We start from the raw sequence: 22,772 nt of genomic DNA, 5'->3' as shown, positions 1-22,772 counted from the left end.
AGTGGGTGATAGCCCCGTACGGGTAGAAAGAGATATGATCCTTGAGTAGGGCGGGACACGTGAAATCCTGTCTGAACATGGGGGGACCACCCTCCAAGCCTAAGTACTCCTAGTCGACCGATAGCGCACCAGTACCGTGAGGGAAAGGTGAAAAAGTACCCCGACGAGGGGAGTGAAATAGTACCTGAAACCGAATGCTTACAAACAGTTGGAGCCCGTAAGGGTGACAGCGTACCTTTTGTATAATGGGTCAGCGACTTAATTTAACGAGCAAGCTTAAGCCGATAGGTGTAGGCGTAGCGAAAGCGAGTCTTAATAGGGCGTTTTAGTTCGTTGGATTAGACCCGAAACCGAGTGATCTAGCCATGAGCAGGTTGAAGGTGCGGTAACACGCACTGGAGGACCGAACCCACGAATGTTGAAAAATTCGGGGATGACTTGTGGCTAGGGGTGAAAGGCCAATCAAACTCGGAAATAGCTGGTTCTCCGCGAAATCTATTTAGGTAGAGCGTCCTGTGAATACTCCTGGGGGTAGAGCACTGGATGGGCTATGGGGGCTCACCGCCTTACTGATCCTAACCAAACTCCGAATACCAGGAAGTACTGCAGGGCAGACACACAGTGGGTGCTAACGTCCATTGTGGAGAGGGAAACAACCCTGACCGCCAGTTAAGGTCCCTAAGTTATGGCTAAGTGGGAAAGGATGTAGAGATCCCAAAACAACCAGGATGTTGGCTTAGAAGCAGCCATCATTTAAAGAAAGCGTAACAGCTCACTGGTCTAAATAAGGGTCTCCGCGCCGAAAATGTACCGGGGCTAAAGCCATACACCGAAACTGCGGGTGCGTCTTATGACGCGCGGTAGCGGAGCGTTCTGTAAGCTGATGAAGGTGGACCCGTGAGGGCTGCTGGAGGTATCAGAAGTGCGAATGCTGACATGAGTAACGATAAAGAGGGTGAGAGACCCTCTCGCCGAAAGTCCAAGGGTTCCTGCGCAACGCTAATCGGCGCAGGGTTAGCCGGCCCCTAAGGCGAGGCCGAAAGGCGTAGTCGATGGGAACGGGGTTAATATTCCCCGGCCAGTGGGTAGTGACGGATGCCGTGTATCGTATCTCCTTATTGGATTGGAGATGCGGTGAAGGTGTTCCTGGAAATAGCTCCCACGCTAAGACCGTACCCGAAACCGACACAGGTGGACAGGTAGAGTATACCAAGGCGCTTGAGAGAACTGTGCTGAAGGAACTCGGCAAATTGCTCCCGTAAGTTCGCGAGAAGGGAGCCCGGTACGAAGGCAACTTTGTATCGGGGGCACAGAATAGGGGGTTGCGACTGTTTATCAAAAACACAGGGCTCTGCGAAGCCGCAAGGCGACGTATAGGGTCTGACGCCTGCCCGGTGCTGGAAGGTTAAGAGGAGGTGTGCAAGCACCGAATTGAAGCCCCAGTAAACGGCGGCCGTAACTATAACGGTCCTAAGGTAGCGAAATTCCTTGTCGGGTAAGTTCCGACCTGCACGAATGGCGTAACGACTTCCCCGCTGTCTCCAGCACAGACTCAGTGAAATTGAATTCCCCGTGAAGATGCGGGGTTCCTGCGGTCAGACGGAAAGACCCCGTGCACCTTTACTACAGCTTCACACTGGTATTCGTGATGACATGTGTAGGATAGGTGGTAGGCGTTGAACCCCGGGCGCCAGCTCGGGTGGAGCCATCCTTGAAATACCACCCTTGTCCTCATGGATATCTAACCGCGGTACTACAATATCCGGGACCGTGTGTGGCGGGTAGTTTGACTGGGGCGGTCGCCTCCCAAATGGTAACGGAGGCGCGCGAAGGTAGGCTCAGAGCGGTCGGAAATCGCTCGTTGAGTGCAATGGCATAAGCCTGCCTGACTGCGAGACTGACAAGTCGAGCAGAGACGAAAGTCGGTCATAGTGATCCGGTGGTCCCTCGTGGAAGGGCCATCGCTCAACGGATAAAAGGTACGCCGGGGATAACAGGCTGATGATGCCCAAGAGTCCATATCGACGGCATTGTTTGGCACCTCGATGTCGGCTCATCGCATCCTGGGGCTGGAGCAGGTCCCAAGGGTTTGGCTGTTCGCCAATTAAAGCGGTACGTGAGCTGGGTTCAGAACGTCGCGAGACAGTTCGGTCCCTATCTGCCGTGGGTGTAGGAAATTTGAGAGGATCTGTCCCTAGTACGAGAGGACCGGGATGGACGTACCTCTGGTGGACCTGTTGTGGCGCCAGCCGCATTGCAGGGTAGCTATGTACGGAATGGATAACCGCTGAAGGCATCTAAGCGGGAAACCAACCTCAAAACTAGATATCCCTTGAGAGCCGTGGAAGACCACCACGTCGATAGGAGGCATGTGGAAGGGTGGTAACATCCGAAGCTGAGCCTTACTAATAGCTCGATCGATCTTGATCACTCCCATTAAGCTATAATCATAAAAACTGCTAAAACGCAGAGCTTGAAAAAAACAAAACAGACCAGTTCATATGTGACTTATTCCTGCCCGGTGGCTATGGCGGGGCGCCCCCACCCGATCCCATCCCGAACTCGGAAGTGAAACGCCCCTGCGCCAATGGTACTTCGTCTTAAGACGCGGGAGAGTAGGGCGCCGCCGGGCATGAATAAGACACACACAATCTCTCAAAATAAAACAGAACACAAAATCACACAAAAGCCCCCGATGCACACAGCACGGGGGCTTTTTGCGTTTGGAAGCAAGCCTGGGAAGGCGGATTAAGCCTGAATACCCCCCTTAGAACGGTCAATAATCCCTCATCCCAAAAGCGACCCCTCGCAGAGAAACAGACCAAAGCTTCAAGGAACAGATAGCCTATCTAAATCGTTCCTCCGCCAAGCCTTGCTTCTCCATCTTCAATTTTCAAAGATCCCGGACTTGTCCGAATACTGTGTTGCGTTGTTAGAGCATGGAGCGTGTTTTGGTTGTGGTCTATTCCCTTAATGTTCTCCTCAAGACTTTGGTGCTGGTGAACTGGTGGCTGGAAATTCGTTCCAGTTTGCGATTGGCGTGAAACTGGGGCTTGAGCTGAGCTCTGTTTGAGCGTTTGGTGGAATGGCTGGGCGCTGGGAATAAGTGGGTGTTTGGTGGTTGCAGACCGCTCTGTTGACGCCTTGTTCATTAAGGACTTCAGGCTCTTATCCAGCTGGGAGTGCGCTGAGAGCGCTGATCCCTACGTAAAGTTAGAACTTCGCGTGGCTTCAATGGAAGGTGTGTAGGCAAGGTTACATGGTGGGCCGGAGAGCTTAAGTACGCCGTGGGATTTTTGAAGGTGATGGCAGCATGCATGGGACTTGTTTGGTGGAAATAAGCATTGCCAACGTGTCCGTGCAAGTTAATTTTCTGATTGCAGGGGTACCCTTTTGCTCTTGAGCTGAGTTTGCTTCTCTTGGAGCGACGCTAAGCACTTAAACAGCTGGTTATGATCTGCGCTTCTGCTCAAATGGACCGAAAACATCAGCATGTACAGTAGGTGGGCTAGACCAGCGCGAGGCACGTGCTGTTGGTTCTTGGAGAGAAGGACTGCATTCCTGCAAGGTTGAGGATACTTGTCTAATCTGAAGAGCTGCTGTTTGGAGGTTGAGAGGCAGGCCTTTTAGAGACTGGGGGCTTTGCGCTCTTATGTGCGTTGGTTTGAATGATTTACGTTCAGATGGCGTTGCTGGGTTGAAGCTGGGCTAAGCAGTGGTCTTTGAGAGCGACGCCGGAGCTTATAGGTTATGAGGACAACTCAGAAGGTGATGCCATAAGAAATGGTTCTCGGTGAGGACTGCTGCAACGGGATATCACCGCACCCAGGAGGTCTCTGAGAGATGCTCTTCTGTAGGCCCTCGGGGATGCGGAGGGAATATCTCTTAATCGCAGTGAATGCAGCTGCTGATCCTGCAAACTCGGCTGAAATCAGCTCAAACACCATAGCAGGCCAACTTATCCCCCCTTGCAACCCACGCACTCACGGCACTGCCTACTCAGAGTTATCCCCTTTCTCCCGGTAACCAGTGCGCACCTGTCTGTGATGTACTCCTAGTAATTCTTCACCGTAACTGCGGATGCTAGCTTTGGCATAGGGTTCTCTCAATAAGTCCGCTTTGCTCCAGTTGCGCCTTGAGCAGATCCCGGTCGCGGTCAACGTTTGGGGCAACGCCGTGCAGCAGGGCGTAAATGGCCTTGTCGTAGGTGATCGATAGGTTGGTCCCGATCTCCGACAGAACTAACGGGTACCTTTCCTACTGAAACACCAGCGGTGCTGGTGGAGCATCCAAACTTTTATCTTCTGAGGCGGTGCCGGTTAGGACCAGGACGGAGACTGTGGTGCCGACGCGGAGGAGGATGTTTTTGGGGAGGTCTGTGATTTTTACGCGGACGGGGATGCGTTGGGCGAGGCGGATCCATTCGAAGGTTGGGTTGATGTTGGGCAGGAGGTCGGAGCCGGTGCTGCCGTCAGATTGGGAGATGCCCCAGCCGATGCTTTCCACTTCTCCATGGACCACCTGATCGGGATAGGCCATGAGGGTCATGATCACCTTATCGCCGATGTCTATCCGGCTGATCTTGGTTTCCGGGAAGTAGGCGTCAATCCAGAAGCTTGAGGAATCCACGAGGGCAAGGGCAGGCTGGTTCTCTACGGTCTGGCTGCCCAGACGCAGGTTGAGGTTGGTGACATAACCGGAGACGGGGGCGGCGACCTGCGTGAAGCCCAGATCCAGTTCAGCGGTTTGAAGGGCGGCCATTGCGGAGCGAAGCTGGGCGTTATCTTTTCCTTTTGCTCCTAAACTCGCCACGACTTTCGCAAGGCTTGCCTGTGCTTCGACCAGTGCGGCTTCGGCCTGTGCCAGACCGGACTGAGCCTGCTCTGTATCAGCCAGCGCGACGATGTAGCTTTTTTCAATCTGATCGTAGGTGCGCTGGGTGACGTATCCGTCTTTTAAAAGCTTTGCGTTTCTGTCCAGATTGCCCTTGATGTTCTTCAGGGTTGCGATGGAAGAGCGGAGTTCTGAACTGGCCTGTTCCACGTTGGAGCGATACTGGGCGACGTTGGCTTCTGCGGCTTCACGTTCTTTTTCCAGCGCGTTGAGCTGGTCGACAGTCTGGTCCAGGTCTGCCTTCTTTTGCGCGTAAGTGGCCTGGAATGTGCGTGGGTCGATGATGAAGAGCAGTTCGCCGGCCTCGACCTTCTGGTTGTCTACGATGGGCAGTTCCACAATCGGGCCGGAGATACGGGTGGCGATCTGGATGACGTTGGCGCGGACCTGACCGTCGCGGGTCCATGGGTTTTGCAGGTATTGGTAATATTTAAAGGCGAAGGCCAGAACAGCCACGCCGATAATTGTGCCAGTGATTGCGAGTTTATGGATGGGTTTAAGTGCTTTCATATCGGAATAACCCAGCTCCCAAGAATGACGGTGTAGATGACGGCCAGAGCGACGAATACGCCGGGGGGATAGAGCAGAAATCGGGAGAGGCGATATCTGTTCATCAACCGGGCGGTGAGCCAGCTAAGAAGCAGGCCAAGGGCAGCAGCAACCAGAAAGGGAGGGAGGTACACTGTACCGATGGCCCATTCGCTTGGAAAACCATTCATCAGCGCTCCTCCTTTAAAACCGGGCTTCTTGCAGTTGAGGCCAATCCATCTTGAGGGATTGATCCTCATAGTCCTCTAATGCCCGACAAACACTGCGAATACCTCCAAGAATGCGATAGATATTTAATCGTTCGTCCAGATCGATGCCGTCTTTGCCGCGCTCTTCCAGTACTTTGGCGATGGTGGTTTCCATCTCTGGCATGCTGAGGGCACATTGTCTGACAGCTTCCCCGATGGTTGCGCCTGTTGGGTCTTTGACCAGTTCAGCGAAGTCCGTTTTTAGCTGAGCACTCCAGTCGTGGATGTCTTTTCGCAGAGCGGCATAGAGCTGGGAGCTCTGAGCGATTTTGAGTTCGTTGATGAGCACGGACAGGCGGATGGACAGGGCTTCGAGGATGATCACTGTTCTGCGTAACTGGTGCTTGTCGAGCCGTGGAGAGGTGCCGGCGATCCAGCCTGTCATCTTGTGAGGGATGCTCTCGACCTCATTGAGGTGATGACGTCTGATGTATTGGCGCAGTTTTGTGGGTTCCAGATGCGGTTCTTTTTGGTGCTCGGTCAGCAGGAAGTTGGTGCTGGCGAAAAAGCGGCGCAGCAGGTTGAGATACTGCACCTCCGGGCGCAGATTGAAGGTGAAAATAGATATGGCTGCGTAGATAGCGATGACCAACAGGAAGACCAGAAGCTGATCGGCTACGAAATTGAAACTGTAACTTTGATGGTTGCTGATGTTGGTCATCATCACAAAGTTCGCCAGACCAAACATTCTGCCCAAAATGAGTTGAGGCGTGTGGAAGAGGTAGGCGATGGAGAACACTGAAAGAAAAATGACGGTTCCCAGAGACCAGAAGCTGTGCAGATGAGGCATTATAAGCAGATAGATGAAAGCCCCAAAGGCGGAGGATAGGATGCCCGGAACAAGAATGGAGACGGGCTTCAGATAGGGATTACTGGAAAGGGTGACGCTGTAAACCCCGGCCAGAATGATGAGTACCGTTCCTGCTGGCAGGTTGGGAAAGTAGATGTAAGAGAGGTACGCGACCCACAGGCAAAGAAAAGCGCGCAGTGCTCCCTTCAGTTGACCCATGTTGATTACGTCTGGCTGTGTGCTTTCCTTAACGTGAAAGTCTAGCTGGTTGCTGGTGTTCTCGCTGAAGATGACCGTGGTGAGTTCATGAAGCTGATAGGTGATGCGTTCGATCTCATCCAACTGATGGATGTACAGGGACAGAGCGGCTTTCTGGAAGTACTGCAGGCCGGATATGTCGATCTCTTTGATGTGAAAGTCCCTGAAAAGCGGCTTTGGTTTGACGTCTTTGCCTTCTGTGAGATCTATGATGGTTTTGAAGCGTCTGGTGATTTCTGCCTCATATCTGGTGAGCCACGGGATGCGGGTTTCAAGCTCCAAATCGTTGACTTCGTTGAAACTTTGTCGCCAGACTTCCAATGCGCGTTCGTATTGGGTCCAGAGCTTGCCGGTGTCTTTCCATTGCTTGCTGACCTCCCAGACTTCGTAGCTTTCCAGTTCTGCGATGTTTGAGAGTTCTGCAAACTTAGCTTGCAAGGCTGAAAACTCACCTTGTTGCTGTAGGTACTTGTGCGGGTTGCTGGCGAACTCCCGGTCTATTGTGCTTTGAAAGAGAGCAAGGCCGCTTTTGGTCAGGTTCTCAGATGTTTTTTTGAGGATCTTTGATGAGGTTCGGGGCCAGAGGACAACCGAGACCATGCTGTAGGTGAGCACACCCAAAGCGGTTTCCTGAATGCGCAGAACTGCCGTGTAAAACGCGGGCTGGTCACTGGCAGCTGCATCAATTGCAACGATAATGGTGACGAAAGCAGCGACATTCCAGAAGTATGGATTGTGCTTGGATTTCATCATGTAGGTGCAGAAAAACACATAGCTGGACAGGGCAATCATGAACATCCAGCGCTGCTGTGGGAACAGCGAAAGCAAGGTGAGAGCCATGAATGCAGCAAGCAATGTGCCGCCGAGGCGTTGAAGGCCTTTGTGAAAGGACTGGCCTGAGGTTTCCAGCGATATGAAAGCAACGGCAAGGGCAGCCCAATAAGGACGGTCCCAATCCATATAGAGGGCGATGGCATAGGCAATCATCATGGCCAGTGCAACTTTTATGGCGTCCTTTGCTCTGTCGCTGAGAAGCATTCCTCGCACCTGAGTTCCGTTGCCCACTTTTTGCGGGCGGTCAGATCAGGATAGGGGGAAGGCGTATGGGAGAGGTTTTGTTTTTTCCTTCAATTCGCTGCGTTGTTTCATCATTCCTGGGCAGAGGTAACTGGTTCCTGAGCGAGCAACCAGTTTTTGAAGAGGGTGAGAGCCGGGGTGGCTGGTTTGGATTTTGGGTGGGTGAGCCAGTATTTGCCGGTTGTGATCTGGGTGGGGAACGGTCTGATGAGCCGTCCGGTTGCCAGTCGCCGTGCGAACATATGGTAGGGCAGCAGAGCGATGCCGAGACCAGCTTCGACCATATCTGCCATGGCAACGGATGAGTCAAAGACGGGGCCTTCAATTTTGGGGCACGGAGCTGCCGCTTGTTGGAACCAGAGTTCCCACTCGTCAGAGCGGTAGGATCTGAATAAGGGGTGATCCGCCAGGTCCTGCGGGGTTTTGAGGGTCTTTGCGGTCTCTGGTGAGCAGAGCGGGGTGAGTGGTGTGGTGAGCAAGGGGGCTGCATGCAAACCCGGCCATAGGCCTTCTCCGAACCGGATGGCAATGTCGAGGCCTTCTTTGGCGATATCAACGCGGTTGTTGTTGGTGAAGAGGCGCAAGTTCATGCCGGGGTGTTTTGCCTGAAAGTCCGGCAAGCGTTCAATCAGGTAACCGGTGGCAAATGTGGTGACGACACCGAGGTTGAGTGTTTCCTGATAGCGGCCATCGAGGAAACGGTCGAGTACGGAGCCGATCCTGTCGAAGCTTTGGGTGAGGACGGGATGCAGGGCGGCGCCTTCATCTGTCAGCACAAGGCCTTTTGGGGTGCGCAGGAACAGCGTTGTGCCGAGCAGCTCTTCCAAGGCAATGAGCTGGTGGCTGACAGCGGCCTGAGTGACACGCAGTTCAATTGCAGCACGAGTGAAACTGCCTTGCCGGGCGGCGACCTCGAAGGCGCGCAGGGCGTTGAGAGGAATGTTGGGTCTGTCCATTGCTATTAGTTTTTCTAATATTCATGTCGAGAATTAGTCGTTTGTGGCTCCACCTTAAAGTGTTTAGTCCTAAGGATGCATCTGATTAAGATGGTGCCCACCATCAAGATATTTCGTGTTTAAGTGCAGTTATTGGCGATTTTGTGCTGCTGAGTGTTATGCTTTGCGGCAGGGGACAAGCTGTATCTTTTTCATGAGATTTATTTGTTGCCGGGCACATATTTCGTCATTCAAGGAGTTTGAGTATGTGGCGTTGTTTTGACCATATAGCTGTGCCTTTCAAGCGTGTTTCTTTTGCATTGGTTGTTGCCTGTAGTGTGCCTGCTGTTGGTGCTGCCGGAGAGCTTCTGGACACGGTCAACCGATTAGAGAATGAAGTTGGGGGCCGGATTGGTGTGGTGTTGCAGCACACCGGATCTGATTGGGCTATTGAGACCCGGGCTGATGAGCGGTTTCCTATGGCTAGCACGTTCAAGGCTTTGTTGTGCGGGGCTGTTCTGGCGCGGGTGGATCGCGGGGAAGAGCGGCTGGGGGAGGTTGTTGCCTTCTCAAAAGCGGAGCTGGTTTCTTACTCACCCGTCACGAAGAAGCATGTGGCTGAGGGAATGCGTGTTGGGGAGCTTTGTGAAGCGACGGTCACGATGAGCGATAACACGGCTGCCAATCTTCTGCTGAAGCGTGTTGATGGCCCCAAAGGGCTGACGAGGTTTTTGCGTGGGCTTGGGGACCGTGTGACACGTCTGGACCGACGGGAGCCGGAGATGAACGAGGCGAAGCCCGGCGATGCGCGCGATACCACCTCGCCACGGGCTGTTGTGCAGACGCTGGACCGGTTGTTGTTTGAGGAGGTGTTACAGCCGTCCTCTCGGGCGCAACTGCAGCAATGGATGGTGGATGACAAGGTGGCCGATGCTTTGATCCGCAAACACCTGCCATCTGACTGGCGCATCGCAGATAAGTCAGGTGCCGGTCACAATGGCTCTCGTGGGATCATCGCTGCCATCTGGCCTAAGACGGGCAAACCTTATCTCACGGCTGTTTACATGACGGGTAGCGATGCGGACTTCAAAAAACGCAATGCTGTGATCGCTGAAATTGGGAAGGCGATCGTTGAGGAGATTCAGCAGCGCTAGGAGTGCTTGTTGTGAGCTGATTATGGAGAGCGGAGCAATGGTGGTTGCTCCGCTTTTTGGTCAGTGTTTTGGTCCGTCTGTGGTGATCATCCAGTTGGAGAGGGTTTTGTCCATGTTCTTCATGCGATGACGCAGAAGTTCGCGGGTCATGCGGGTCAGTGTTGGGGCATGCTCGGGTTTGTCGGCAAGGTTTTCCATCTCTCCGTTGCCTTCTGCATCGAACAGCATGGGTGGTAGATCAGCTGCAAACTCGACCAGCGTGAAGCGATCATCGCGCAGGATGCTCAGGCAGGAGTTGTCCAGATTGGTTCCCAGTTGCTGCTGCCATAGGGTTGCTTCCAGAGGATCAGCGAAGTCCAGCTCAGACATGGAGAAAGTGCGCCAGTCTTCAGGCGTCTTTCCTTCCAAGAATGGCAGCAGGGATTTGCCGTCCACTGAACTTGGCAGGTCCTGTCCGACCCAGTCCAGAATGGTTGGCATAATATCGATGGATTCAGTGACTTTTGTGACTTGCGTTCCGCGTTCACCGTCTGGCATGCGGATGATGAGCGGGGTGTGGTAGGCCGCATCATAAACGGTCATCTTCCCCCAGCTGTGCCGGTCACCCAGCATCTCACCGTGGTCTGCGGTGATTACCACCATGGTGTTGTCGTATTGTCCGGTGTCTTTGAGGAACTGAACTACACGGCCAACGTGATGGTCTACTTCTGTGGCGAGTCCCAGATAGATAGCACGCAAGGTGCGGATGTTCTCGTCGGTTGGTTCCAGATCTGGGAAACCTTCAACAAAGCTGGCGGCGCTGCTGTTTTGCATGGTGGGCGTGAAGAACGGGTGGAGGGCCTGTTCGTCTTCTGGTTGCTCCAGGCGTGTTGGCAGCGGCAGAGACTGCGGGTCATACATGGTGTTGTATGGAGCAGGGGCGACAAGCGGTGGATGCGGGCGGATGTAGGTCAGATGCGCAAACCAGCTTTGCTGGCGGTAGGCTGGCATCATCTCCAGGAAGGCGTTGGTGAGGAAGGCTGTGTCACTGTCTTCAGCGGCATAGAGTGCTGGATCGTTTAGGCGCGGTTGCTGGCCATTGGGTGAGACAGGTTTGTAGACGTCCCAGTAATTTTCAAAGGTGTAGCCCCGGTTCATGAGATGGGATTGCCATGGAAATGACATTTCCAGTCGCATCTCCTTCATCTCGTGGAAGCCGTTCATCGGGTATTCGTAGGTTCTGACCGCTGGATCATTGGGGTGGAATGCCCGAGGATCCTGTGAAGTGTCGGTGTAACCAAACAGCATTGGCAGATAGCCCGCCTTGCGCATTTCTGTTGCGATGTTTGGCGTGTCGTGGCGCAGAGGTGTGCCATTGCGTACGGAACGGTGGTTCATGGCGTACTGGCCGGTGAGCAGGGATGCTCTGGATGGGCCGCAGGGGTTGGTGACTGAGAAGTGCCGGGTGAAAGTGACGCTGTCTTCCATGAATGCTCTGAGATTGGGCTGGTCCACATGATCTGCCAGATCCCCGAGGACGCAGTCTGCGCGCAGCTGGTCGATGATGATGAAAAGTACGTTGCGCTTGTTCTGCATAGTCCTGATCCCCCACTGCCACGGTTCGTGGCGCAATCCGACAGACCGATACTCCCGCAATATGAAAGAGAGATGTAACTGCGGTTGTTTGCCAGCGAATAATCCACAACTACGCACAAAATCCAACATAAATCGATATATGTGTTGGAATTTGACTGTAATTGTGGAGTAAGGCAGTGCCAGAGTAGCAAAGATGCAAAGCACGAGGGGCAGATGTCTCATAGCCATCGCGAACTTGAACTGCTGGATGTTCTGAAACGGCTCGGCGGATCTGCGCGCAATTCCGATCTGGCAAAGGCGCTGGATGTGTCTGAAGAGACGGTTCGGCGTACGGTGAAAACTCTCTCGCAGACCTCTGATGTTGAGCGTGTGCGGGGCGGGGCTTATCTGGCTGGTACGCAGAATGACCCAAGCTTCTTCCGCCGGATTTCGCAGCGCACAGATGAGAAGCGTCTGGTTGCTTCTGTTGTGTGTGATGTGGTGGAAGATGGCATGACCCTTTATCTGGATGTGGGGTCAACCACGGCTTATGTGGCGGAAGATCTGAGACTGCGAAAGAACCTGACGGTTGTGACCAACTCCATCGGTGTTGCGCAGACGCTGGTCAGCGTGAATGGCAACCGCGTGCATTTGCTTGGCGGGGAAATGCAGGAGGATGACCGGGGCACCTTTGGGCACGACACTTACACCCAGGTGCAGCGGTTTGCGCTGGATATGGCGATTTTCAGCCTGGATGCAGTCTCTGCCAGCAAGGGCTTTCTCTATCAAAGCAGCGTGGAGTCTCAGTTGAGTGCTGCGATTGCCGAAAGTGCGGATCAGGTGTTGATTGCCTTTGACCATGGCAAGCTGGGTGAAACAGCACCGTATGTAGGGCCAGCTGCTGGCAGTGTGGACTATGTGGTGACGGACAGAGCGCCTGAAGAACCGTTTGCTTCAGCCTTTGCTGAGTGGGGCATCCAGACCTTGATTGCTTCACGAAAAAACTGATTACCAGAGTAAAGTGCAGAAATCGAAAACCTTCGAAATTCCAGCATTTTAAAGAATAAACAAGAACTCATAGGAAGCCCCGTGTTCCAGCGCTTGCAAGGTCAGTTGCAGGCTGGAGGACAGAGCTCAGAACGAGCCGAAACATTGGGTGCTTCCGATTACGAATGGTTTTGATTGATGAGCGTTTCCATCATAATGATTATCCTTGCTGCGGCCATGCTGCATGCAATCTGGAATGCGATTGTAAAAACGGCGGGTGACCGCACAATCACGCTGGGCCTTGTGGCCTTTGGGCATGTGATCCCGGCCGCGGTGATGATTGCCGTATTGCCGCTTCCGGAGCCTGAGAGCTTTGGCTATGTGTTGCTCTCCACCTGCATTCACTTTGCCTACTATTACACGTTGGGGCAGGCGTATCGTCATGGTGATCTGAGTGTGGTTTACCCGATTGCCCGCGGGATTGTGCCTGCGCTGGTTTCTCTTTGGGCCATGCTGTTCGTGGGCGAAGTTTTACCGTTTTGGGCGTGGTTTGGCATTGGCCTGATTGCGTTTGGTATTCAGATCTCCAGCTGGTCTGCCCTGCGTCAGGGGGTTGGCGGTGCCGCGCTTGGCTTTGCCATTGCCACGGGTGTTTGTATCTCGGCTTATTCGCTGGTGGATGGTGTTGGTGTCCGGCTTTCTGGCAATACGCTGAGCTATTGGGCGTGGGGTGCGTTTTTGCAGGTGTTTATTGCCGCCTTCATTGGCATCCGCCGCTGGTCAATGCTGCCAACGCTTTCTAGGAAGACCTGGGCGCTGGGGCTGACGGGTGGTGTGGTTTCCATGATCGCGTATGGCCTGGTTCTTTATGCCAAAAACTTTGCCCCGCTGGGCGCAGTGTCAGCACTGCGAGAAACCTCCGTTATCTTCGCGGCTCTGATCGGTTTTGTGCTGCTGGGTGAAGGCAACTGGGTGCGCCGCTTGCTGGCAGCCGTGCTGATGGTTGCCGGAGTTAGCTTTATCGGCATGAACGTTTGATCCGCTGATTTATCCAAGTCAACCGGTCTTCTTGACTTTCGCCGTTATGGTTCTGGCTCTGAATATGCTAGTTCATTTCAGAGCTAAGAGAAAACATCTAAGGGATTGCCCATAGGGAGGTTATGAGCAGTCCCGTTGGTCATGATCTGACTGGTCGTTACCGGAGTGTTTGAGAGGGAGAGCCATGATCGACAAGCTGGAGATGTTTATTGCGCTGGCGCGTGAGAAGCATTTTGGGAAGGCGGCAGATGAGTGCGGTGTGACGCAGCCAACGCTGTCTGCCAATATCAAGCAGCTTGAAGAGCAACTGGGTGTTCTGCTGGTGTTGCGCGGCTCGCGCTTTCAGGGGCTAACGCCTGAAGGGGAGCGCGTGCTGGAGTGGGCGCGCAAGCTGGTGGCTGATACGCGGACCATGAAGCAGGAGCTGAAGGCGGTCAGCGATGGCCAGTCTGGCACCTTGCGGATTGCTTCCATTCCCACAGCTCTGACGTATGTTCCTGAAATCACCACATGCTTTAGCGAGGAGAACCCGGGCGTTGACTTCAAGGTGTTCTCGCGACCGTCCTCGGAAATTCTGGCGCAGCTGGAAAATCTGGAGATCGATGTAGGGCTGACCTATCTGGACAACGAGCCTTTGGGCCGTGTTCTGCAAATTCCGCTTTATCGCGAGCGCTACTGCTTTGTTGTCGCTGAGGGTGGGCCTCTTTCCGGCAGCGAGCATGCCACCTTGCAGGATGTGAGTGGTGTGCCGCTGTGCTTGCTGACCAGTGATATGCAATGCCGGCGTATCATCAACAATATCCTTCATGATGTGGAGGTGGAGCCCAAGCCCGTTTTGCAGTCAGATTCCATCATGTGCCTGCTGGCGCATGTGCGCACCGGGCGGTGGGGGACGATTATCCCACAGGCAGTGGCGCAGACGATTGCCTCCGATCATCTGGAGATCATCCCGATTTCAGACCCTTACGCCAGCATCATGGTTGGCCTGATTGCGACACAGCGCGAGCCGCGCGCGCCACTTCTGGATGCCTTCCTCAAGCGTGTAAGCAGAATTTCGCAGGGGCAAGAGCTCTCTACGTGATTTCAACGATAGGGATGTGCAATCGCCCAACGGATATATCATATTGATTGCCTGCGACATATTGTGCCAACACGAAGCATTGACGTGCGAGGAGGGAGGAACTTATGGCCTTGCAGACGCAATCGCAGGATATAGAAAAAGACACGGCCGCGATTATTGATGTCCACGAACATCAGGAAGGGCCGCTCCTGCCTATCCTGCACGATGTGCAGGCGAAATTTGGTTATGTTCCCGAAGATGCGCTGTTGCAGATCGCTGATCGGTTGAACCTGAGCCGCGCCGAAGTTCACGGAACAATGAGTTTTTACCACGACTTTCGCACGGAGCCTGCCGGGCGCCATGTGCTGAAGGTTTGTCGTGCGGAAGCCTGCCAGTCTCTTGGCGGTGAGAAACTTGCTGAAGACATTCAAAGAGATCTTGGCATCAAATGGCATGAGACCACGCCTGACGGCAAGGTGACGCTGGAACCAGTTTATTGCCTTGGCCTGTGCTCCTGTGCACCGGCTGCGATGATGGGTGGCAACCTACATGGGCGCCTTGATGAAGCTGCTGTGCTGAAGCTGGTTGAGGAGGTGAAGTGATGGGTGCTGTCCTTTATGTTCCTTGCGATGCTGCGGCACTCGCTGTTGGTGCTGACCGGGTTGCCGATAGGCTTGCGGAAGAGTTGAACGCGCGTGGTGTTGATGCGCAGATTGTCCGCAATGGATCACGCGGTATGCATTGGCTGGAGCCGCTGGTTGAAGTTGAGACTGAGCGCGGCCGCATTGCTTACGGCCCGGTGACCCCGGCTGATGTTGCTGGCCTGCTGGATGCTGGGCTTTTGGAAGGTGCTGACCATGCTTTGTGCCATGGCCTGACAGAAGAGATGCCGTTTTTGAAACGGCAGACGCGTCTAACCTTTTCCCGCTGTGGGATCACTGATCCGCTTTCTCTTGAGCATTACGAAGCGCATCACGGCTTCCTCGGCTTGAAGCGGGCTCTTGAGATGACGCCTGCTGAGATCGTGCAGGAGGTGACCGATAGTGGTCTGCGCGGTCGTGGTGGTGCGGGTTTCCCGACTGGTATCAAGTGGAACACCGTGCTGAAGGCGCAAGGTGATCAGAAGTACATTGTCTGTAATGCTGATGAAGGTGACAGTGGCACGTTCTCAGACCGGATGATCATGGAGGGCGATCCTTTCGTTCTGATCGAAGGGATGGCGATTGCCGGGATCGCTGTTGGGGCGACGAAGGGGTATATCTACACTCGCTCTGAGTATCCGCATGCTATCGCTATTTTGCATGACGCCATCCAGATTGCGCGCAAGGCCGGTATTCTTGGGCCTTCCGTCATGGGCTCAGAACACACTTTTGATATGGAAGTACGTGAAGGGGCTGGCGCTTATGTGTGTGGTGAAGAGACCTCACTTCTGAACAGCCTTGAAGGCAAACGCGGTATCGTGCGTGCCAAACCTCCGCTTCCGGCGATTGAAGGCCTGTTTGGTAAGCCGACTGTGGTCAACAACGTGATGTCTCTGGCGTCTGTACCGATCATCATGGATCGGGGCGCGCGGTTCTATCGTGACTATGGTGTTGGGTATTCTCACGGCACAATTCCTATTCAGCTGACCGGTAACATCAAGAACAGTGGTCTGTTCGAGACGGCCTTTGGTCTAACGCTGAATGAGCTGATCTATGACATCGGTGGTGGTACTTTGAGTGGTCGCCCGGTGAAGGCGGTTCAGGTTGGTGGTCCGCTGGGTGCTTACTTCCCGCCGTCTTTGTTTGACACGATCTTTGATTATGAGGCGTTTGTTGAGCGCAATGGCATGATTGGTCATGCAGGGATCGTGGTGTTTGACGATACTGTCGACATGCTCAAGCAGGCTCGGTTTGCCATGGAGTTCTGCGCTATTGAGAGCTGCGGCAAGTGTACGCCATGCCGCATCGGTTCTGTGCGCGGTGTGGAGGTACTGGACCGGATTGCCAGAGGTGATCAGCCGGAGCAGCAGGTTGAGCTGCTGACCGACCTTTGCGACACGATGAAGATGGGCTCTCTTTGTGCTCTTGGCGGGTTCGCTCCTTATCCTGTGATGAGCTCTTTGACGCATTTTCCGCAGGATTTTCATGTAAAGCCATTAACAGACGCCGCGGAGTGAACCCATGACCCTGATTAAAGAAACAGATTACGGCACTCCTCAATCGACTTCTGAAAAGAACGTCACTATCAACGTTGACGGCTTCGATGTCACAGTGCCTGAAGGAACCTCAGTGATGCGTGCTTCCATGGAAGCTGGCATTCAGGTTCCGAAGCTTTGTGCGACCGATATGGTTGATGCATTCGGCTCCTGCCGCCTGTGCCTGGTGGAGATTGAAGGCCGCCGTGGAACGCCTGCCTCCTGTACCACGCTGGTGGAAGAGGGGATGAAGGTTCGCACGCAGACAGATCGTCTGAAAGGCCTGCGCCGCGGTGTGATGGAGCTTTATATCTCTGACCACCCGCTGGACTGCCTGACCTGTGCTGCCAATGGTGATTGCGAACTGCAGGATATGGCTGGCGCTGTTGGTCTGCGTGACGTGCGCTATGAAGCGGATGGACAGAACCACTTCAAGATGCGCGATGGTGGTGGTGAGGTGAATGCCTGCTGGAAGCCGAAGGATGAAAGCAATCCATACTTCACCTATGATCCAGCCAAGTGCATTGTCTGCTCGCGCTGTGTACGTGCCTGTGAAGAGGTGCAGGGCACTTTTGCGCTGACCATTACCGGGCGTGGTTTTGACTCCCGTGTGACTGCGGGCATGTCTGAGAGCTTCCTGGATTCTGAGTGTGTGTCTTGCGGTGCCTGTGTTCAGGCCTGTCCGACGGGGACGCTTCAGGAGAAATCCGTGATCGATATCGGTCAGCCGGAACGCTCCGTTGTGACGACCTGTGCTTATTGCGGTGTCGGGTGCTCGTTCAAAGCGGAAATGCGCGGTGATGAGCTGGTGCGTATGGTGCCGTACAAAGACGGTAAAGCGAACCGGGGCCATTCTTGTGTGAAGGGGCGCTTTGCCTACGGGTATGCTGCTCACCAAGACCGTATTTTGAATCCGATGGTTCGTGACAGCATTGATCAGCCTTGGCGGGAAGTTTCCTGGGATGAGGCGCTGAACTTTGCGGCGACCAAGATGAAAGGCATTCAGCAGCAGTACGGTAAAGAAGCTGTTGGTGTGATCACGTCTTCTCGTTGCACCAATGAAGAGACGTACCTGGTTCAGAAGCTGACCCGTGCTGTGTTTGAGAACAACAACACAGACACCTGCGCACGTGTCTGCCATTCCCCAACCGGTTATGGTTTGGGACAGACCTTCGGTACATCTGCGGGAACGCAGGACTTTGACAGTGTTGAGCATTCTGATGTGGTGATGGTGATCGGGGCGAATCCGACTGACGGACACCCGGTGTTTGGCTCTCGCCTGAAGAAGCGTTTGCGTCAGGGCGCCAAGTTGATCGTGATTGATCCGCGGCGAACTGATCTTGTGAAGTCTCCGCATATCAAAGCTTCGCACCATCTGGCACTGCGTCCGGGCACGAACGTTGCCATTGTGACAGCATTGGCGCATGTGATTGTGACTGAGGGCCTGTTTGATGAATCCTTCATCCAAGAGCGCTGTGAGTGGGATGAGTTCCAGGATTATGTCGAGTTCGTTTCTGATCCAGCTAACAGTCCAGAAGCGGTTGAGCTGCTGACTGGGGTTCCTGCTGAGGAAGTGCGCGGCGCGGCACGGCTTTATGCGCGTGGTGGTAATGGCGCGATCTATTACGGCCTTGGTGTGACAGAGCACAGTCAGGGTTCCACCACTGTGATCGGTATTGCCAACCTTGCGATGTTGACTGGTAACATTGGTAAGAAGGGCGTTGGTGTTAACCCGTTGCGCGGTCAGAACAACGTGCAGGGTTCCTGTGATATGGGATCCTTCCCACACGAGCTGCCGGGCTATCGCCATGTGAAGAACGCTGATGTTCGCGATATCTATGAAAAGCAGTGGGGCGTGACGATCTCTGATGAGCCGGGTCTGCGTATTCCGAATATGCTGGATGCAGCTGTTGAAGGCACGTTCAAGGGTCTTTACGTGCAGGGGGAAGATATCCTGCAGTCTGATCCGGATACCAAGCATGTTGCGGCTGGTCTTGCAGCGATGGAATGCGTGATTGTTCATGACCTGTTTTTGAATGAGACCGCGAACTATGCGCATGTGTTCTTGCCGGGGTCTACGTTCCTTGAGAAGGATGGCACGTTCACAAACGCTGAGCGCCGGATCAACCGGGTGCGTAAGGTGATGGCACCGCGCAATGGCTATGCTGACTGGGAAGTCACGCAGTTGCTGGCCAATGCCATGGGTGCGAACTGGACCTACACTCATCCTTCACAGATCATGGAAGAGATCGCGGCAACCACTCCAAGCTTTGCCAATGTGACCTATGATCTTCTGGAAGAGAAGGGATCTGTTCAGTGGCCGTGTAACGAAGCGAAGCCGGAAGGCACGCCAACGATGCACCTTGATGGGTTTGTTCGTGGTAAGGGCCGTTTCATTCGTACCGATTATGTGGCGACGGATGAACGAACCGGACCTCGCTTCCCGCTTCTGCTGACAACTGGCCGTATCCTGAGCCAGTACAATGTGGGTGCACAGACACGGCGTACGGACAACGTGGTTTGGCATGAGGAAGATCTGCTTGAGATCCATCCGCATGATGCTGAACTGCGCGGTATCAAGGATGGGGACTGGATTAAGCTTATGAGCCGTTCCGGTGAAACCAGCTTGCGGGCGAATGTGACAGATCGTGTGTCGACGGGTGTAGTTTACACCACGTTCCACCATCCAACGACACAGGCCAACGTGGTGACCACCGATTACTCCGACTGGGCTACCAACTGTCCGGAGTACAAGGTGACAGCGGTTCAGGTTTCTCTTTCCAATGGTCAGACGGACTGGCAGGAAGAGTATCAGGAGCATGCTGCGCGTTCACGGCGGATTGAGGCTGCAGAATAAACGGGCCGACGCTGGGCTGTTTGAGTGCTGGAGATTTATCTGGTGCTTATGCAGCCCATGCTCATGGGAACAAAGATTTAAAAGGGAGGAGAGCTGGAATATGGCGCCGGAAAAGCTCACCTACATGGCGAACCAGATTGCAAGCTTCTTCAAGCATAAGCCGCATGATGAAGCCGTTGAAGGCATTGCCAATCACATCAATGATTTCTGGGAGCCGCGGATGCGGTTGCAGCTGTTTGATATTGTGAAGGATGGCGGAGAGGGGCTCAATCCGCTGGTGGTTGAAGCCGAACCGTCCATTCGCAGGCCTGTGCAGTAAGCTATTGGGTTTCTTAGAATTAAGCGCTGCATGCTGCCGGATATTTCCGAGCGCGTGCAGCGCTTTTTGTTTGCTTACTTCATCTTCGCCATGAAGGCATGCACGGCTTCCAGATGCTCTGGTTCATTGTGGCTCATGCCCTGGAAACAGGCGGAGAGATCGAGGAAGTCTTTGAGCTCGGTGCGCTGGGCCATCTTCAGGAGGCGCTTGGTAAGACGGGTGGCCTTTGGTGGCTGAGAAGCGAACTGCATGGCCATTTTGTTGGCCTCATTCATCAGTTCTTCTGGCTCATAGACATCAAGCACGAGGCCGTATTCTTTGGCTTGCTCGGCATTGATTACACGGCCTGACAGAGTGAGTTCAGCTGCGCGCTGGTAGCCGATCAAACGCTGCATGAACCATGCGCCGCCATCTCCTGGAATGATACCCAGATTGAGGAAGGTTTCGCCAAACTTGGCTTTGGTTGAGGCCAGGCGAATATCGCACATGTTGGCAAGGTCAAAACCAGCACCGATGGCAGGGCCATTGACGGCTGCGATGATGGGCACTTCTACATTTTGCAGGGCGAGCGGGATGCGTTGGATGCCACGGCGGTAGTGATTTTCCACCTCAGCAACATTGCCAGCAAAGTCGCCACCACGCTCGGCCATGTCCTTGATGTTACCACCGGAGGAGAAGGCAGACCCTGCGCCTGTGAGAAGGAGGACGGAAACCTCACGGCAGGTGTTCACCCACTCCGCAGTTGCAACAATGTCGTCGATGAGGGCTGATCCTGTCAGCGCGTTGCGCAGGTCGTGACGGTTCATGGTCAATGTCGCGACGCGGTTTTCAAGCGTCAGAGTTGCATCGGTGAGACTTGGCAGATCTGTCATAATGTGTTTCCCCTCCAGATAAATGCGGTGCTGCGAGCCTTTGAATGCGATTTCCAATCAACTGAAATTCAAAGGAAATCGCTGTGCTTTGCATTCTTGCGGGTGATACTAGAGGGAAAACTTGCGGGAGCAGAGATAGCTATTGGTTGAGGAGCTCAGGCTCCTGATGCTGCAACCCGGCGTAGTCCTTCAGCAGGTCTTTGCGGAAGGTGTAATCTTCGCGCACCTGATCCAGCGTTGCTGTATCCAGCTTGATGCTTGCAAAATGCTCGTCTGTCTGCGGGAAGGAGACACGTGGTGTGTTCTCGTCTGTCCATGGTGGGCAGAACGTGGAGTTGCCAAAGTTCTCGCCGGCGCGGTTGAGGCTGAGGAAGAAGATTTGGCTTTCCAGAGCTCTGGTGACCACAAAATCGTGCCAGCTGAAGAAGCTTTCATCACGGGCATAAGCGCCGCTGTGCAAGATCAGGTCTACGCCATGCTGCAGAGCCAGCGTGCGGCTCAGCTCAGGAATGCGGATGTCGTAACAGATGATTGGCGCAACTTTCACACCCTTTACGGAGAAGGAGAAGAGGTGATCACCTTTCTCGAAATACTCTTTCTCCATTGAGGCGCCATACTGGCAGATGTGGAGCTTGTCGTAATACCCGATCACAGCACCATCTGGTCCAACAGCAACCTGAGAGATCTTGAAGTGATCCTCTGCCTTGCGTGGCATGCCAAAGACGATGGTGGCGTTATATTCTTTCGCCAGAGTGCCGAATGCCTTGACGGATGGACCATTCAGATCTTCCGCCAATACGCTGAGTTCTGCAAAGGCTGCTCTGGAGTAGTCGACGGTGGAAAGCTCAGGCAAAACAACCAGATCATGTGGTTTTGCGGTGAGTTGCTGATGCAACTTGGCGGTTACAGAACACAGATGTGCGTCTCTTTCCTCTGCTGTGGTCATAGCAGGGATGTTGATCTGTCCGGCAAGGAGACTGAGCTTTGTCATATAGTATTCCGAGTTCTTATTGGCTTATTGGTCTGGCCAGTATTCGCCGAGTTCATTGCGGCAGCGTTCCAGCCTTGTGATGTTGTCGATGACGACCTGTCCGCTGTCCGCCACCAGAAAGCCGAGGATCATTTCAAGCAGGGCTGCCGTTGCAACGTAGCTTTCAAAGAAATGCGGGCTCTGGACTGGTGTGAGCAGGAGGTCGGTGGAGTAAGTGGCGAGTGGTGAAGTTCGGGTATCGGTGATCCCGATAACCTTTGCGCCCACTTCATAGGCTCGCTTTGCAACGAGCACAGTGTCTGCGGCGCACGGGTTCAGGGAGATTGCAACGACCACGTCGTCGGCGTTGATGTACTCAACCTGATCTGCGATCTCACCGTTTCTGCGATTGATAAGGCGCCAGTTGCGAAAGCACATGGAAGCGACGTAATGGAGATAGTTCGCTAGTGAGTGAGAGGCGTGCATGCCCACGACAACCACGTTTCGCGCAGTCGCCAGCGAAGAAATGATCTGCTGCAGGTGGTCGCGATCGATGGTGTCGAAGAGGTGTTTCAGGTTGCCGATGGCAGCGCTTTTGAAGCTTTGTAGTGAGGCTTCAATGTCAGAGGTGCCGTGTGTGGCCTGAAGTTCACCTGCGCGGGATGGGTAGTTGGAGGAGAAGTCCTCAAACCCACCACGATAGACATCGCGCATCGCATTGTAGGTGTCGAACTCCAATGACTTTGCGAGCCGGTTCATTGTTGGGGGAGGGACTTCCGCACGGGCTGCGACCTGACGCATGGAGAGTGTTGCAACGTCACTCGGATATTCCAGCACATAAGCCGCACTCTTCTTGAGCTGCTTGCTTAAATTCGGATAGGCCTTCGTGAGTTGATCGATCGTCTCCTGATAGCTTTTCGTCATAGTTTCCCCTCCCAAACGAATCATTGTTTCAAAAATTTCGACCCAAATGGATCAAATGTATCAGTCGCTCTGAATTGTCGTTTTTGTGTAGAGCGCTTCTGCAATTGCGAT

General features: G+C 53.9%; 16 protein-coding genes and 2 rRNA genes (1 of these 18 cut by a window edge). 10 read left to right on the top strand and 8 right to left on the bottom strand.

What is annotated here, in order from left to right; translation table 11 throughout:
* A 23S ribosomal RNA gene (locus PSE_RS18245) occupies positions 1 to 2,431 on the top strand (it extends 295 nt beyond the left edge of the window).
* An 86-nt stretch (positions 2,432 to 2,517) separates the two neighbouring features.
* A 5S ribosomal RNA gene (gene rrf / locus PSE_RS18240) occupies positions 2,518 to 2,632 on the top strand.
* A 1,625-nt stretch (positions 2,633 to 4,257) separates the two neighbouring features.
* On the opposite strand, the gene PSE_RS18230 is transcribed toward rrf, so the two are convergent.
* The 4 genes from PSE_RS18230 to PSE_RS18215 form a co-directional block, all read right to left on the bottom strand.
* On the bottom strand, positions 4,258 to 5,403 hold the full coding sequence (locus PSE_RS18230; RefSeq protein WP_014286196.1) for an HlyD family secretion protein: 1,146 nt from the start codon (positions 5,401 to 5,403) through the stop codon (positions 4,258 to 4,260).
* Positions 5,400 to 5,612 (bottom strand): DUF1656 domain-containing protein, encoded by a 213-nt coding sequence (locus PSE_RS18225; RefSeq protein WP_014286195.1) that lies wholly within the window; start codon positions 5,610 to 5,612, stop codon positions 5,400 to 5,402. Before PSE_RS18225 ends, PSE_RS18230 begins: the two co-directional genes overlap by 4 nt.
* A gap of 13 nt (positions 5,613 to 5,625) precedes the next feature.
* A complete protein-coding gene (locus PSE_RS18220; protein WP_014286194.1) occupies positions 5,626 to 7,776 on the bottom strand; it encodes an FUSC family protein in 2,151 nt (716 codons plus the stop codon).
* Positions 7,777 to 7,886: 110 nt separating this feature from the next.
* Positions 7,887 to 8,771 carry a LysR family transcriptional regulator gene (locus tag PSE_RS18215; protein WP_014286193.1) on the bottom strand — a complete coding sequence of 295 codons (885 nt, stop codon included), beginning with the start codon at positions 8,769 to 8,771 and terminating at the stop codon, positions 7,887 to 7,889.
* 245 nt (positions 8,772 to 9,016) lie between these two features.
* Here PSE_RS18215 and blaPSV point away from each other — a divergent pair, with 245 nt between their 5' ends.
* Positions 9,017 to 9,904: a PSV family class A beta-lactamase gene (blaPSV, locus tag PSE_RS18210; protein WP_051125936.1), complete on the top strand. Its 888-nt coding sequence runs from the start codon at positions 9,017 to 9,019 to the stop codon at positions 9,902 to 9,904.
* 60 nt (positions 9,905 to 9,964) lie between these two features.
* On the opposite strand, the gene PSE_RS18205 is transcribed toward blaPSV, so the two are convergent.
* Positions 9,965 to 11,479 (bottom strand): alkaline phosphatase family protein, encoded by a 1,515-nt coding sequence (locus tag PSE_RS18205; protein ID WP_014286191.1) that lies wholly within the window; start codon positions 11,477 to 11,479, stop codon positions 9,965 to 9,967.
* Positions 11,480 to 11,692: 213 nt separating this feature from the next.
* Between PSE_RS18205 and PSE_RS18200 the strand changes: the two genes are divergently transcribed.
* The 7 genes from PSE_RS18200 to PSE_RS18170 all read left to right on the top strand — a co-directional run bounded on the left by PSE_RS18200 (position 11,693) and on the right by PSE_RS18170 (position 19,895).
* Entirely contained in the window at positions 11,693 to 12,466 is a 774-nt protein-coding gene (locus PSE_RS18200; RefSeq protein ID WP_008546787.1) for a DeoR/GlpR family DNA-binding transcription regulator, read from the top strand.
* Positions 12,467 to 12,643: 177 nt separating this feature from the next.
* Entirely contained in the window at positions 12,644 to 13,483 is an 840-nt protein-coding gene (locus tag PSE_RS18195; RefSeq protein ID WP_193384373.1) for an EamA family transporter, read from the top strand.
* A gap of 184 nt (positions 13,484 to 13,667) precedes the next feature.
* On the top strand, positions 13,668 to 14,564 hold the full coding sequence (locus PSE_RS18190; RefSeq protein ID WP_014286190.1) for a LysR family transcriptional regulator: 897 nt from the start codon (positions 13,668 to 13,670) through the stop codon (positions 14,562 to 14,564).
* 104 nt (positions 14,565 to 14,668) lie between these two features.
* Positions 14,669 to 15,145 carry a formate dehydrogenase subunit gamma gene (locus tag PSE_RS18185; protein ID WP_014286189.1) on the top strand — a complete coding sequence of 159 codons (477 nt, stop codon included), beginning with the start codon at positions 14,669 to 14,671 and terminating at the stop codon, positions 15,143 to 15,145.
* Positions 15,145 to 16,701, top strand: a complete 1,557-nt coding sequence (locus tag PSE_RS18180) for an NADH-quinone oxidoreductase subunit NuoF (protein WP_014286188.1) — start codon at positions 15,145 to 15,147, stop codon at positions 16,699 to 16,701. The genes PSE_RS18185 and PSE_RS18180 overlap by 1 nt, the downstream gene beginning before the upstream one ends.
* A 4-nt stretch (positions 16,702 to 16,705) precedes the next feature.
* A complete protein-coding gene (gene fdhF, locus PSE_RS18175; RefSeq protein ID WP_014286187.1) occupies positions 16,706 to 19,576 on the top strand; it encodes a formate dehydrogenase subunit alpha in 2,871 nt (956 codons plus the stop codon).
* 100 nt (positions 19,577 to 19,676) lie between these two features.
* Complete coding sequence (locus PSE_RS18170; RefSeq protein ID WP_014286186.1) at positions 19,677 to 19,895, top strand: formate dehydrogenase subunit delta; 219 nt, start codon at positions 19,677 to 19,679, stop codon at positions 19,893 to 19,895.
* Positions 19,896 to 19,969: 74 nt separating this feature from the next.
* Here the strand turns inward: PSE_RS18170 and PSE_RS18165 are convergent, their stop codons facing one another.
* The 3 genes from PSE_RS18165 to PSE_RS18155 all read right to left on the bottom strand — a co-directional run bounded on the left by PSE_RS18165 (position 19,970) and on the right by PSE_RS18155 (position 22,661).
* Positions 19,970 to 20,767, bottom strand: coding sequence for an enoyl-CoA hydratase-related protein (locus PSE_RS18165; RefSeq protein ID WP_041769093.1), 798 nt, complete (start codon positions 20,765 to 20,767; stop codon positions 19,970 to 19,972).
* A 139-nt stretch (positions 20,768 to 20,906) separates the two neighbouring features.
* On the bottom strand, positions 20,907 to 21,758 hold the full coding sequence (locus PSE_RS18160) for a carbon-nitrogen hydrolase family protein (protein ID WP_014286184.1): 852 nt from the start codon (positions 21,756 to 21,758) through the stop codon (positions 20,907 to 20,909).
* A gap of 24 nt (positions 21,759 to 21,782) precedes the next feature.
* The gene (locus PSE_RS18155; RefSeq protein ID WP_008547237.1) at positions 21,783 to 22,661 is read right to left on the bottom strand and encodes a MurR/RpiR family transcriptional regulator; all 879 of its coding nucleotides are present in this window, start codon (positions 22,659 to 22,661) and stop codon (positions 21,783 to 21,785) included.
* Between the last annotated feature and the right edge of the window lie 111 nt (positions 22,662 to 22,772).

The sequence above is a fragment of the Pseudovibrio sp. FO-BEG1 genome (genome assembly GCF_000236645.1).
GTDB lineage: Bacteria > Pseudomonadota > Alphaproteobacteria > Rhizobiales > Stappiaceae > Pseudovibrio.
This window is presented reverse-complemented; position numbering and strand designations above follow the sequence as displayed.

Coding starts and splice junctions, on each gene's coding strand:
- PSE_RS18230 (WP_014286196.1), bottom strand. CDS start 5,403: ATGAAAGCACTTAAACCCATCCATAAACTCGCAATCACTGGCACAATT.
- PSE_RS18225 (WP_014286195.1), bottom strand. CDS start 5,612: ATGAATGGTTTTCCAAGCGAATGGGCCATCGGTACAGTGTACCTCCCT.
- PSE_RS18220 (WP_014286194.1), bottom strand. CDS start 7,776: ATGCTTCTCAGCGACAGAGCAAAGGACGCCATAAAAGTTGCACTGGCC.
- PSE_RS18215 (WP_014286193.1), bottom strand. CDS start 8,771: ATGGACAGACCCAACATTCCTCTCAACGCCCTGCGCGCCTTCGAGGTC.
- blaPSV (WP_051125936.1), top strand. CDS start 9,017: ATGTGGCGTTGTTTTGACCATATAGCTGTGCCTTTCAAGCGTGTTTCT.
- PSE_RS18205 (WP_014286191.1), bottom strand. CDS start 11,479: ATGCAGAACAAGCGCAACGTACTTTTCATCATCATCGACCAGCTGCGC.
- PSE_RS18200 (WP_008546787.1), top strand. CDS start 11,693: ATGTCTCATAGCCATCGCGAACTTGAACTGCTGGATGTTCTGAAACGG.
- PSE_RS18195 (WP_193384373.1), top strand. CDS start 12,644: ATGAGCGTTTCCATCATAATGATTATCCTTGCTGCGGCCATGCTGCAT.
- PSE_RS18190 (WP_014286190.1), top strand. CDS start 13,668: ATGATCGACAAGCTGGAGATGTTTATTGCGCTGGCGCGTGAGAAGCAT.
- PSE_RS18185 (WP_014286189.1), top strand. CDS start 14,669: ATGGCCTTGCAGACGCAATCGCAGGATATAGAAAAAGACACGGCCGCG.
- PSE_RS18180 (WP_014286188.1), top strand. CDS start 15,145: ATGGGTGCTGTCCTTTATGTTCCTTGCGATGCTGCGGCACTCGCTGTT.
- fdhF (WP_014286187.1), top strand. CDS start 16,706: ATGACCCTGATTAAAGAAACAGATTACGGCACTCCTCAATCGACTTCT.
- PSE_RS18170 (WP_014286186.1), top strand. CDS start 19,677: ATGGCGCCGGAAAAGCTCACCTACATGGCGAACCAGATTGCAAGCTTC.
- PSE_RS18165 (WP_041769093.1), bottom strand. CDS start 20,767: ATGACAGATCTGCCAAGTCTCACCGATGCAACTCTGACGCTTGAAAAC.
- PSE_RS18160 (WP_014286184.1), bottom strand. CDS start 21,758: ATGACAAAGCTCAGTCTCCTTGCCGGACAGATCAACATCCCTGCTATG.
- PSE_RS18155 (WP_008547237.1), bottom strand. CDS start 22,661: ATGACGAAAAGCTATCAGGAGACGATCGATCAACTCACGAAGGCCTAT.